The 12116-nt window shown below is 75.4% G+C and carries 13 protein-coding genes; 4 read left to right on the top strand and 9 right to left on the bottom strand.

Annotation, left to right across the window (positions count from 1 at the left end):
• The 3 genes from E1300_RS41005 to E1300_RS41015 form a co-directional block, all read left to right on the top strand.
• A partial coding sequence (locus E1300_RS41005) for a helix-turn-helix domain-containing protein (protein WP_131762683.1) occupies window positions 1-290 on the top strand: 290 nt, incomplete at its 5' end.
• A gap of 74 nt (window positions 291-364) precedes the next feature.
• Window positions 365-1243 carry an LLM class flavin-dependent oxidoreductase gene (locus E1300_RS41010; protein WP_207400246.1) on the top strand — a complete coding sequence of 293 codons (879 nt, stop codon included), beginning with the start codon at window positions 365-367 and terminating at the stop codon, window positions 1241-1243.
• Window positions 1243-1572 (top strand): DMT family transporter, encoded by a 330-nt coding sequence (locus E1300_RS41015; protein ID WP_131762685.1) that lies wholly within the window; start codon window positions 1243-1245, stop codon window positions 1570-1572. Before E1300_RS41010 ends, E1300_RS41015 begins: the two co-directional genes overlap by 1 nt.
• Window positions 1573-1615: 43 nt before the next feature.
• On the opposite strand, the gene E1300_RS41020 is transcribed toward E1300_RS41015, so the two are convergent.
• The 6 genes from E1300_RS41020 to E1300_RS41045 all read right to left on the bottom strand — a co-directional run bounded on the left by E1300_RS41020 (window position 1616) and on the right by E1300_RS41045 (window position 7128).
• Complete coding sequence (locus E1300_RS41020) at window positions 1616-2635, bottom strand: hypothetical protein (protein ID WP_131762686.1); 1020 nt, start codon at window positions 2633-2635, stop codon at window positions 1616-1618.
• A gap of 95 nt (window positions 2636-2730) precedes the next feature.
• Window positions 2731-3120, bottom strand: coding sequence for a YkvA family protein (locus tag E1300_RS41025; protein WP_131762687.1), 390 nt, complete (start codon window positions 3118-3120; stop codon window positions 2731-2733).
• A 111-nt stretch (window positions 3121-3231) separates the two neighbouring features.
• On the bottom strand, window positions 3232-3777 hold the full coding sequence (locus E1300_RS41030; protein ID WP_131762688.1) for a hypothetical protein: 546 nt from the start codon (window positions 3775-3777) through the stop codon (window positions 3232-3234).
• A 93-nt stretch (window positions 3778-3870) separates the two neighbouring features.
• Complete coding sequence (locus E1300_RS41035; RefSeq protein ID WP_131762689.1) at window positions 3871-4725, bottom strand: helix-turn-helix domain-containing protein; 855 nt, start codon at window positions 4723-4725, stop codon at window positions 3871-3873.
• A 57-nt stretch (window positions 4726-4782) separates the two neighbouring features.
• The gene (locus E1300_RS41040) at window positions 4783-5532 is read right to left on the bottom strand and encodes a hypothetical protein (protein ID WP_131762690.1); all 750 of its coding nucleotides are present in this window, start codon (window positions 5530-5532) and stop codon (window positions 4783-4785) included.
• Window positions 5533-5718: 186 nt separating this feature from the next.
• Window positions 5719-7128: an aldehyde dehydrogenase family protein gene (locus tag E1300_RS41045; RefSeq protein ID WP_242619720.1), complete on the bottom strand. Its 1410-nt coding sequence runs from the start codon at window positions 7126-7128 to the stop codon at window positions 5719-5721.
• Between the two features lie 215 nt (window positions 7129-7343).
• Here E1300_RS41045 and E1300_RS41050 point away from each other — a divergent pair, with 215 nt between their 5' ends.
• Window positions 7344-8792: an alpha/beta fold hydrolase gene (locus E1300_RS41050; protein WP_131762691.1), complete on the top strand. Its 1449-nt coding sequence runs from the start codon at window positions 7344-7346 to the stop codon at window positions 8790-8792.
• An 84-nt stretch (window positions 8793-8876) separates the two neighbouring features.
• Here E1300_RS41050 and E1300_RS41055 read toward each other — a convergent pair whose 3' ends face one another.
• From E1300_RS41055 to E1300_RS50745, 3 genes are all read right to left on the bottom strand, one after another.
• A complete protein-coding gene (locus E1300_RS41055) occupies window positions 8877-9620 on the bottom strand; it encodes a hypothetical protein (RefSeq protein WP_131762692.1) in 744 nt (247 codons plus the stop codon).
• Window positions 9621-9625: 5 nt separating this feature from the next.
• A complete protein-coding gene (locus E1300_RS41060; protein ID WP_131762693.1) occupies window positions 9626-10294 on the bottom strand; it encodes a hypothetical protein in 669 nt (222 codons plus the stop codon).
• Window positions 10295-10398: 104 nt separating this feature from the next.
• Window positions 10399-12116: DUF6077 domain-containing protein (locus E1300_RS50745; RefSeq protein WP_165503224.1), on the bottom strand; the 1718-nt coding region annotated here is incomplete at its 5' end.

A 12116-nucleotide genomic window follows, 5' to 3' on the forward strand; every position in this document is an offset into this window, starting at 1 on the left:
CGGGGCTCGGGCGGCTGCTGGCGGACGGGCTGCTCGGCGGCCTCGACCCGGCCGACCCGTTCCACCGCGAGCTGGCCGGGACCGCCCTCGCCCACCTCGACCACGGCGGCCGCGTCGCCGCGACGGCCGCGGCGCTGCACGTCCACGCCAACACGGTGAAGTACCGGGCGCGGCGCTTCCAGGAGCTGACGGGCCGCCCGCTGCTCGACCCGTCCGGCGGGGCGGCGGTCGCGCGGGCGGCGCACCTGTGGTGGGCGCTGCGTCACTGGCTCGCGGAGACCCGGCCCTGAGCGGCGGCCCCGCGGATGATGGGATGGGGGCGGGGACCCGCGGCGAGGCGCCCGGGCGGGAGACGGGAGATCAGGTGACCGCACCGCGGATCGGCACGGTGATGTGGCCCATGCAGTCGTGGCCGGAGGCGGGGGAGCTCTGGCGGCTCGCGGAGGAGCTCGGGTTCCGCCACGCCTGGGTGTACGACCACATCGCCTGGCGCGGCACGACCCCCTGGTACGACGCCTATACGACGCTCGCGGCCGCGGCGGCGGTCACCTCGCGGGTCCGGCTCGGCACGCTGGTGACCTCGCCGAACTTCCGCCATCCGGTGCCGACCGCGCACGCGGTCAAGACGATCGACCACGTCAGCGGCGGGCGCCTCACGATCGGCATCGGGTCCGGCGGCACCCGCCGCTCGTCCGACGCGGGGATCCTCGGCGGGGACGACTGGTCGCCCGGCGAGCGCGCCGCCCGCTTCGCCGAGTGGACCGGCCTGCTCGACCGCCTGCTGCGCGGCCCCGAGACGACCTTCGAGGGGACGTACTACACGGCCCGGGAGGTGGTGACCGAGCCCGGCTGCGCGCAGCGGCCCCGCGTGCCGTTCGTCATCGCGGGCGACGGGCCGCGCGGCATGCGGCTCGCGGCCCGCTACGGGGACGGATGGGTGACGAGCGGGCACGCCGAGGGGCGCGCCCCGCAGGAGGTCGTCCGCACCCGGCTGGCCGCCCTGCGCGCCGCGTGCGAGGCGGAGGGCCGCGACCCCGCCGAGCTGCGGGACCTCGTCCTGCTGACCGGGTTCACCGACGAGCCGTGGCTGGAGTCGGCGGCGGCGTTCGACGACCTCGCGGGCCGCTACGCCGAGCTCGGCATCACCGAGATCGCGCTGCACTGGCCGCGTCCCGGCACGCCCTGGGAGGCCGACACGAAGGTGTTCGAGGCGATCGCCGCCGAGTACGGGGAGGCGCGCTGATGCCGTTCGTCCTGCTCGGCCTCGCCATCGCCTTCGAGGTCACGGCGACGCTCGCGATGCGCGCCTCGGACGGCTTCACGAAGGCCGGCCCGGCCGCGATCGTCGTCGTCGGGTACCTGATCTCGTTCGTGTTCATGGCGAAGGCGCTGACGTCGCTGAACGTCGGCCCGGTCTACGCGATCTGGTCCGCGCTCGGCACGATCGGCGCCTTCGTCGGCGGCGTCCTGCTGTTCGACGAGCAGGTCCGGCCGCTGGGCGTTGTCGGCGCCGTGATCATCGTGCTGGGCGTGGTGGTGATGAGCTTCGGCGGGGGAGTGAGCCAGCACTGACCGGAGACGGTCCCCCCGGGGCCGTCTCCGGTGCGGCCCCGGCTCAGTCCTGGATCGTGATCTCGGTGCTCACCGGCGCCGGGCCGAGCACCCAGCTCGCGGTGATCTTCACCTTGGCGCCGATCGGGACCGACGGGTCCACCGTGACGGGGAAGAGCTGCCCGACCTCGCCGGAGGACACCTTCAGCTCGGCCGGGACGGTGACGCCCGGCGTGTCGCTGGTCAGCTTGATCGTGGCGCCGAACGGGTGCCAGAGGTCGCCGAGGCCCACGACGCCGTGGTTCGGCCAGTAGCCGGGCGTGTTCCGGATCTCCCGGGACTGCCCGACGGAGAACGTCTTGGGCACTCCGGTCAGGCTGGAGGTCAGCACGTTGTTGCCGAGGTCGGCCGTCATCTGGACGGACCGCGGCTCCCGGTCGGCGACCACGCGGATCGGGAACGTGGCGCCGGTGGCGCCCGCGGGCACGACCACGTACGGCGGGGCGTCGGCGGTGGAGTTCCACCCCGGGACGTTGCGGATGTCGACGGCGAGGCCGCCGACCGGCGCCGGGGCCTTGAGCTGCACTGTGCCGGTGACCGTCGTGGAGGTCAGCGCGATCGCCTGGCCGTACTGCTGCTTCACGTAGAAGCCGGTGACCTGCTGCTCGCGCGGGTCCGGCGGTGTGACGGTGACGGCGGTCTCCGCCGCCGAGCCGTTCGCGGACGCCCGCAGCCGCGTGACGGTCGTCTCCCGCTCGGACTGCACCCGGATCGGGACGGTGACGCTCCGCTGGCCCTCCGGGACGGTCACCTTGCGTCCGGTCGATCTGACGTAGTTGGGGTCCTCGTACTCGTTGAGGTCGCGCAGCTCGACGACCGTGCCGCCGGCGGGCGCGGCCTCGGTCAGGGTGATCTTCTGCAGCGCCTCCTGCCCGGCACTGATCGTGGACGGGGTGACGCTGGTCGACTCGACGGCGGCGGACGCCGCCCGCGCGGGCAGCGCGCCCGCGATTCCCAGCACGAGCGGAGCGGCGGCGAGCACGGCGATACGGCGGCCCGCGGCCGCCTTGGGGGTGTTGGCCATGATCGCGAAGTTAGCGATCTTCGTTCGCCGCGCGCCAGAGGCCAAAGCCGCACGTCAGAGTTCTGTAAGAACTGTCCGGCGCCCGGATGACGCCGCTACACGGCACCGCGCTTGGCGCGGTTGCGGCGCGTGTACTCCTGGGCGAACGCGAACAGCAGCCAGGTGAGCGCCGACGCGTCGTCCACGATGCCGACCGGCAGGAACACGTCCGGGATGAGGTCGACCGGCGAGACGATGTAGACGACGGCGACCACCATCGCGATGATCTTGCCGGTGGACGTCCGGTAGTAGGCCTGGGCGCCGCGCTCCGCGGGGCCGTACCGGCGCCGGCGGCGCAGCCGCAGGATGCCCGCGATGAGCAGCGCCGCGCCGGCGGCCATGACCGCCGCGCCGGCGACGGTGAGGTCCACGCCGCCGATGTCGCCGTCCGCGGTGAGGGCGGGGACGGCGCCCGCGATCAGCAGGACGAGTCCGAGCCAGACCATGTGCACCTCCGGGGGAGTTTCCCCTCCGGTATTGCCACGCGGCGCCGCTCCATGCCTGTCCGGGACGACCGCTCGCACTTGCGCCCCGGGAGGCCGCGCGCCGGGTGCCGGTCACATGCGGTAGACCGCGCCCTCGGCGCCCCATTCGCCGAAGGGCGGCGGGCCGCCGGGCTCCGCGTCCCCGCCGGGCGAGCGGACGAGGACGAGCCGCCGCACCCCGAGCCCCCGGAACGCCTCCGCCGTCGCGGCCGGTGCTCTCCCGGCCCCCGCGAACACGAGGTCGGCGCCCCGAGCCCAGGCGGGCGGCTCGGCGGACTCGGGCGCCCACACGCAGGTGCGGCGCCCGGCGGCGATCCGGTAGCCGTGCATCGTCCCGGCCCTCGACGGCACGGGCATGGGGACGATGTGGAGCGAGCCGTGCCGGTACGGCGCGAGGACGGGCGCGGGCATGCCGCTCTCGCGGGCGATCCGGAGCAGCTCCGCCTGGAGGGGCCCCTTCTCGTCACGGACCAGCCACGCCTCGCAGGTCTCGGGCGGCTCGGAGCCGGGCCCGCCGTCCAGGCCGACGTGGGCGTGGCCGTACTCGACCAGCAGCCCGGCCGGCGCGTGGGCGCGCGAACGGGCCGTCCCCACTCCGAGCAGGATCAGCCGCGGCATGCCTCGATCGTCGCTCGCGGCCCGCCGGGCGTCCAGGCCGGGGGTGGGCCTGGGCCGGGCCGGCGCGTTCGGCGGCGCCGTCCGGGCCCGCCCTCAGAGGGATTCGGCGAGCGTGGCGGTCCGCTGCGGTTCGAGCTGGCCGCCGAGCAGCTCGGTCGGACTGCAGCCGGACAGCGCCCGGAACTCCCGGTTGAGATGGGCCTGGTCGTAGTAGCCGCAGGCGGCGGCGACGTCCGCGAGGGCGCGGCCGTGGCGCGCCAGCCCGACGGCGCGCTCGAACCGCAGCACCCTGGCCATCACCTTGGGCGGCAGCCCGGCCTGCTCGTGGAACCGGTGGGCCAGGTGCCGGCGGCTCCAGCCGACGTCGGCGGCGATCTCGGCGACGGGGACGCGGCCGGCAGAGCCGAGGAGCAGCCGCCACGCCCGCGCCACCTCGGGGTCGGGCCGCGGGCCCGCCTCCAGGCGGCGCAGCAGGAACGCGTCGAGCAGGTCGAACCGCGCGGCCCAGGACGGCGTCCCGGCGAGCCGCTCCACCAGCAGGGCCGCGGCGGGGCCGAGCAGCTCCGGCAGCTCGGCGGCGGCGTTGGTGAGCCGCGCCATCGGCACGCCGAGCAGGGTGTAGGCGCCGAGCGGGGTCAGGTCCAGATGGACGCCGCGCTGCCCGCCGGGGTGGGCGTACATGCCGTGGCCGTCGTACATGCCCGCGGCGAGGGACGCGTAGTCGCGGTCGCCGGTGCCGGGGTCGGGGACGGCGAGGCGCAGCGGCGGGCCGAAGTTGATGATCACGACGACGGAGCGGGTCGGCAGCGTGCGCATGCGCGACGGCACGGTGTCGCGCTCCCAGTAGCCGTCGTAGGCGCGCAGGAACGGGCGCAGGGCGGGATGCGGCCGGGCCTGCACGAGCCAGTAGTCGCCCCGGTCGATCAGCGTGACGGCCCTGTCGGACATGGGCCAGTCCTACCAGACGGGTCCGACAGGGCACCCGGGGGCGATCGGCGGGAGGGCCTACTCGTACATCTGGCCGCAGACCGCGATCCGCGCGAGGTCGCCCCACGTCATCGTGGTGATCGTGCGGACGTACGAGCGGGCGGGGGACTGGCCGGGCGCCGTCGGCAGCGGGACCCGGGCGCCGTCGGCGGCGTCCCAGCCGCCGAGGCTGCCAGCGACGGCGCACTCCAGGTACGTCGCGGGGTCGAAGTTGTACCAGCGGGCCGGGGTGGCGCGCCGCCCGGTGCCGGGCGGGCGCGGCGCGTCGACGCCGAAGCGGGCCTGCGGGCCCGGCGGGTGGGTGATGAAGTCCTCCAGGTCGGCGAGCTGGGAGAGGATCACCCGCTCCCAGTCGGCGTACCCGTCGGGCTCGTCGCCGGGCAGCGCGAGGTCCTTGGCGCTCCACGCCGGGTCGAACTCGGCGGGCGGGGTGGTGGAGGCGGCCGCGAACATCGCCGCGACGTCGTCCGGTTCCAGCCGCTCCCGGTCGGCGAGCGGCCCGCTGACCTTCCAGAGCGCCCGCAGGAACGCCGACAGCGACCACGACGCCGCCCTGGCCTCCTGGCCGAGGTGCAGGAAGTGCAGGTACAGGTCGCGGTTCGTCCGGACGGACGGGCCGGGCGGCCCCTCGACCCAGTACGTCTGCTTGTGCGGGACGCCGCTCTCCAGGGCCAGGACGTGGGCCAGCGCCGACACGCGCGAGTCGTGGGCGGCCACGTGGAACCCGTTGCCGTTGTCGTCCTGGCGCATGACGTCCCATGTGCTCATCCGGCCCCCTTCAAGGTCGGCGAAGCGGTCGTCGAACGCCCCCGCGCAGAAAGTGTCCCATTCCGGTGCCCGACCACCAGTAGTGGCCATGTCACTTTCCGGCCTCGAAGTCGTGACCTTCCGCACATGCGAAACGGCCCCCGGAGGGCTACCGTCCCGCCCTCCGGGGTCCGCGCACCGCGCCGCTCAGGCCTTCGAGCGGTGGATCACCTGGAGCTCGGTGAAGCCGTACAGGCCCCACGGGCCGTTCTCGACGCCGACGCCGCTCCACTTGAAGCCGCCGAACGGCTGGTGCGGCGCGAGCGCGAGGTGGGTGTTGACCCAGGCGGTGCCGCACTCCAGCTCCGCGGCGACCTCGGCGGCGCGGTCGGCGTCGGCGCCCCACACCGACCCGGACAGGCCGAAGTGGGTGCCGTTGGCGCGGGCGAGCGCCTCGTCGAGGTCGGTGTACCTGATGACCGGCAGGGCGGGGCCGAACTGCTCCTCGTCGACGATCCGGGCCCCGTCCTCGACGTCGGCGAGGATCGTCGGCTGGAAGAAGTAGCCGGGGCCGTCGATCGGCCCGCCGCCCGCAGCGGCGCGCGCGCCGCCCGCGAGCGCCTCGGCCACGAGCTCGCCCACCCGCTCGTACTGGGGCTCGTTGTTGATGGGCCCGTACTGGACGCCCTCCCGCGTCCCCTCGCCGACCTTCGCGGCCCGCGCCTGCTCGGCGAGGGCCTCGACGACGTCGTCGTAGACGGACGCGGGCGCGTACACGCGCTTGACGGCCGAGCAGACCTGGCCGTTGTTCTGGAACGCCGCGCCGAACAGCCGGGCGGCGACGGCGGCCGGGTCCACGTCGTCGAGCAGGATCGCCGGGTCGTTGCCGCCGAGCTCCAGTGTGACGCGCTTCAGGTCGGGCGCGGCGGCCGCGGCGACCCGCTTGCCGGTGGCGACGCTGCCGGTGAAGCTGATCTTGCGGGGGACGTCGTGGGAGGTCATCCAGGCGCCGAGCTCGTCCCCGCCGGTGACGACGTTCAGCACGCCGGGCGGCAGGACGTCGCGCAGCACCTCGCCGAGCTTCAGGCTGGACAGCGGCGTGAACGGCGACGGCTTCAGCACCATCGTGTTGCCCGCGAGCAGGGCGGGGGCGAGCTTCCAGATCGCGAGCAGCAGCGGGAAGTTCCACGGGGTGATCGCCGCGACGACGCCCATCGGGCGCCTGACGACCTCGACGCGCGCGTTCGCGTCGTCCTGGATGACCTCGGCCGGCAGTTCGAGGTCGGCGAAGTACTTCAGCCAGACGCCCGCGCCGACGACCTCCATGGTCGCGTCGGCGAGCGGCTTGCCCTGCTCCAGCGTGATGATGCGGCCGATCTCCTCGGACCGGGTGAACATGATGTCGGCCGCGGCGAGCAGCGCCTTGCGCCGCGCGGCCTCGTCCCGCCGCCACGCCGGGTAGGCGGCCTGGGCGGCGGCCATGGCGGCGTCGAGCTGCTCCCGGGAGGCGTCGGGGGCCTGCTCGGCGACCTCCCCGGTCGCCGGATCGACGACGCCGAAGGTGCCGGGCGCGCGCACCGCCTCGCCCCCGATGGTCATCGAGTAGTTCTCGGACACCGTGGAACCTCCGCTCGCAGGCAATACCGAATGGGATTCAGTATGGGCTCAGTATTCACCCTGGCCGCCCGCTTGACGAGTGTCCCGGCGGCCCCGCGCGGCGCGCGCCGCATACGTCCCGGACGTCCCAGCGGGCCCGGGCGGGGCCGCTCCAGGACATGGCCTCTTCCGGCGAGGGGGCACCGCCGCCGCCGCGCGGCCGACATGATCGGCACATGCGACCACGTCTCACCGCGGTGTTCGCCCTCACGCTCGCCCTCGCCGCATCCGGCGGGGCGACGGCGGCCGCGGCACCCCACGCGACCCCCACCGCTCCCACGGGCTCCGCCGGCCGGGCGCCGGCGCTGGCCGACCCCCACCCCTGCGCGGGCCAGCCCGGATACACCTGCTCCACGCTGACCGTGCCCCTCGACCACCGGAACCCCGCCAAGGGCACCCTCAAGCTCCAGGTGGCCACCGGCGACAACGCCGGCGCCCCGAAGGGCGTCCTGCTGTTCCTCACCGGCGGGCCCGGGCAGCCCGGCGTCCCGTTCATCAGCCGGATCGCCGGGCAGCGCCTGCCGGAGCTCGCGAAGAACTACCGGTTCGTCATGATCGACCAGCGCGGCACCGGCGAGTCCGGCGCCATCGACTGCCCGAAGCTCCAGGCGCAGGTCGGCAGCACCGACATCGAGCCGCCCACCCCGGACGCGGTCGCCGAGTGCGCCGGCGTCCTCGGCGACCGGCGGCACTACTTCACCACCGAGCAGACCGTCGGCGACCTGGACCTGCTCCGCCGGGCGCTCGGCGCGCGCACGATGACGGTGGACGGCGTCTCCTACGGCACGATGACGGGCGCGAGCTACGCCGCCGCCCACCCGCGCAACGTGAGCAGGCTCGTCCTGGACTCGGTCCTCCCGCACGTCGACCCGCAGAACGACGACATGCTCTACCTCACCGGGCTGCGCGCCACCGCCCGCGTCCTGCGGGACGCCTGCGCGACGGCACCGGCGTGCGGGTACGACCCCGCCCGGGACCTCGCCTGGCTCGCCCGGCACCGCAAGGACCACGTCCTCATCTGGGACATGCTCGTGACGTACGAGTTCCTCGACCCGACCTACCGGGACCCCGACGCCGGCGGTGCGCTGCCCGCCGGATCGGGCGACGTCGTCTCGGCGCTGCACGAGGCCCGGCACGGGAACCCGGCGCGGCTCGACCGCCTGCTCCAGCTGCTCGACTCCGGCGGCGATCCCGTCGCGTCCTACAGCTCCGGCCTGCACATCGCCACCATCTGCGGTGACGGGCACTTCCCGTGGGGCACCTCCGAGGCGCCCGTCGCCGGCCGCAAGGCGATCCTCGAACGCACCCGCCAGCGGCTGCCCGCCCGCGCGACCTGGCCGTTCACGGCGGACACCGCCGTCGGCAACGGCTTCGTCCAGGAGTGCCTGTACTGGCCGGTGTCCCGGCACACCGCCGAGCCGAGGGGCCTCAAGCTGCCGCCCGTCCCGGTGCTGCTGCTGAACGGCGACCGGGACCTGTCGACGCCCCTCGAATGGGCGCGCGAAGAACTCGGCTACGCCCCGAAGGGGCAGCTCGTCGTCGTGAAGGGCGCGTCCCACTCCATCCAGAACCGCGAGCGCGGGACGCAGGGCCGCGAGGCCGTCTACCGGTTCCTCAACGGCTGACCCCGACGCGCCGCGACGGACGCCCCCACACCCGGTGGGAGCGCCCGTCGCGGCGCGGCTCGATGATTTGTTGTCGCGGGACCGTCAGGCGGAGAACACGCGGTTCAGCAGGTCCCGGTAACCGCGCAGCGCGAGCCGCAGCCGCTCGGTGTCGGGACGCTCGCCCTTCCCGTCCCCGAGGGGCTCGGACAGCTTCCGCCGGTGCGCGGCGAGGGCCCGGTTGAGGGCCTCGCCGACCTCGGCGGCGAGCTCCTCCGCCTGGCGGACGGACTCGCCGGGGTCGTCGACGAACGCGGCCTGGACGTCGTGCCAGCGCTGCTTGAACCGCTCGACCTCCGCGGTCTCTAGGAACCGCTCGGGGACCGGCGGGGCGCCCGCCGACGCCTGGCCCGGAACCGCCTGGCCAGGGATCCCCTTCTCGTGCGCCGCCTTCTCGTCGCGGTTCTCCTGCTCAGGGACGGCATGGCCGGGTGCGCCGCCCGGGACGGCATGGCCGGGTGCCGCCTGGCCGGGGGACGTCGCGCCGGGCGTCGCGGCGGGGGCCGATCCCTCGCCGGGACGGGACGCGGCCGGGGCCCCGCCCGCCTTCGGGTCGGGGAACTGCGTGGCGACCTCTCCCTGGGCGGGCGCCGCCGGGGCGGTGAGGTCGGGGGAGGTGTCGGTCAGGGGATCCGGCGCGTCCGCGTTGGACGGCTTCGGCGGGGACCCGGCGACGTGGGTGTCGCCGGGAGCGGCCGCACCGCCGGGCCGCACGGCCTGGGCGGTCTCGCCCTGGTCCGAGCCCGGCCCGGAGGCGGGCGTCCGGTCGTCGGTTCGCCTGTGCTGCATGGCGATCAGCTCCTGGGGGTCTGCTCGGTCCGGCCGGCGGGCGTCCCGGCGGCCTGGTCGGGGGCGCTGGAGTCCGCGGCGTGCCGCCCGGCGGGCGCCGCGGCGCCGCCCTTGGCGGACTCCGTGGTGGACCGGTCGTGCTCCGGCACGTGCAGCAGGTCCTCGAACAGGGCGCGGTAGTGCACCATGGCCTGCCGCAGCTCCTCCGTGGAGGCCTGCTTGCTCTTCGCCCGGGCGCTGATGTCGTGGGCGTCCCGGTAGTGGTTCAGGGTGCGGCCGTGCTCCACCGACAGGTGCGCGACCTTCTCCTCGAAGCCGTGCGTCGGGTAGCCGCGCTCGCCCATCACCACCGTGACGAGGCGGTCGGCCTCCTCGACGGCGGACTCGGGGGCGTCGACGAACCGCTCCTGGACGCGGACCCACTGCTCGCGGTACTGCTCGCGCTGCCCCGGGTCGAGGTCGCGCAGTTCGAGTTCCTGGTGGCGCTGCTCGCGGGAGATCAGTTCCCGCTCGGCGGCCGCGCGGCCGCCGTGGCTCTCCACGGCCCGGTCGTACTCGGGGCCGAACCGCCGCTTGAGCCGCTGCGTCCGCGCCCGGTTCCACGCCAGGTAGGCGACGGCGGCGACGACGGCGGCGACGATCACGACGGCGACGACGACCATGATGGCGGTCATTGTCTGTTCCTCCACGTGCGTCGAAATGAATGCAACGCCGATGCCCGGAGAAAGGCGGTCGAAACGGGCGGCCGGATCGGGCCGTCCGCCCGTCCGGATTTCGGTCAGCCCGCCGGCGGGAACGCGCAGACGAGCCGCCCGACGCGCCGCGTCCCCGTCCAGCCCGCGTCCGCGAGCAGCGCGGTCCCGCGCCGGTCGCGGACGAACACGCAGGCCACCCGCACGTCCGCGCGGCGCAGCGCGTCCCGGAACTCGGCGGGGGACGGCTTGCGGCTGTACGGCGAGCGGACCGCGCGGCTGAGCAGCCGCCGGTCCTCGATGAGCCGCGGCGGCGCGGGCAGCAGCGACAGGTAGTGCGGGTTCGGGTTCACCGCGTGCACGTCCGCGGACAGCAGCGGCACGACGCGCATGTACCGCGTCGGCATCAGCACCGCGCCGCCGGACCCGGCCTCCCGGACCACCGCCCGCGCGGTGCCGACGTTCTCCGCCGGGACCTTCCACGAGGGACGCGAGGCGACGAACGAGCCGCTCGCCGCCGTCCACACCGGCGTCCCCGCGACGACCACAGCGGCGACGAGGGCGGCGGCGGGCAGGACGGCGAGCGCGCGTCCGGGCGGGAGCGAGGCCGGGCGGGGGACCCGGACGGCGGCGAGCAGCCCGATCATGGCGGGCGCGGGCACGATCCACATCGTCCGCCAGAGCACCTGCCCGGCGTCCGTGACGTCCGCCGCCGCCTCCAGGACGCCCGGCAGGACGAGCAGCGTGAGCACGGCGGCGGCCCCGGTGGCCACCAGCGCGGGGACGCCGGGCCGCGCCGTCCAGGGCGAGAGCCACAGCGCGCACCCCGCGAGAATCCCGAGCGTCCCGTGCAGCAGGACCCACTGGAAGCTCTCCGGAGCGTCGTGGAAGGCGCCGTGGACGCTGGTGTCCTCGTGCAGGAGCGCGACCGCCAGCCCGGCCGCGAGGGGATAGGCCGCGGCCGAGCACGCGGCGAGGCCCGTCCGCACGCGCCCGGCGGCGGCGAGGGGGAGGGCGGCGGCCGCGGTGACGAGCGGCACGACGAGCACCGCCGAGGACGTCAGGCCGACGGCGGCGATCCCCGCCGCGGCGAGCAGCACGAGGTCCCGCGGGCGGCGCCGCTCGGCCCAGCGGGTCAGGTAGACGTACAGCAGCGGGACCAGCGCCGACACGAGGACGGCCTTGCCCTGCCACATGCGCAGCAGGTGGAACGCGCCGAGCGACGCCCGCTCCTGCCCCGACCACAGCAGGTACACCGCGCCCACCGCGAAGCAGAGGGCGGCGTTGCGCGGCGCCCAGGCCCGGACCAGCCGCCACAGCGACCAGACGGCGAGGAAGGTGACGCCCGGCAGCACGGCGTACCAGAGGAACGACGCCGCCGGGACGCCGAGGAGCCGGGCGACCGCGCCGACGAGGACCTCGATCGAGGAGACCGGCGGCTCCCCGGCGATGGGTCCCGTGGAACCCGAGGTGAAGACGACGTCCTTCATCGGGATGCGGCCGGTCGCGGCGGTGGCGACGGACCGGGAGACGAAGTAGGCGTCGTCCGCGTCGGTGTTCACGATGTACAGCGAGGCCACGGCGAACCCGGCGCCGGTGGCGAGCGCGAGCGGCGTCCCCCAGCGCAGGTCGCGCCCGCCCACGTGGTCGGGGACGGGCGCCGGGGACGTCCCGGCGGCGGTCTCGACGTCCGGGTGCGGGCGGGTCGCCGGGACTCCGCGGCGGCGCAGCACCCAGGCGGCGGACGCGGCGACGCCCACGACGCCCGGCGCCCACGCGCACCACCACGGCACCCCGGACGGGT

It is taken from the genome of Actinomadura fibrosa (assembly GCF_900659615.1).
Lineage (GTDB): Bacteria > Actinomycetota > Actinomycetes > Streptosporangiales > Streptosporangiaceae > Spirillospora > Spirillospora fibrosa.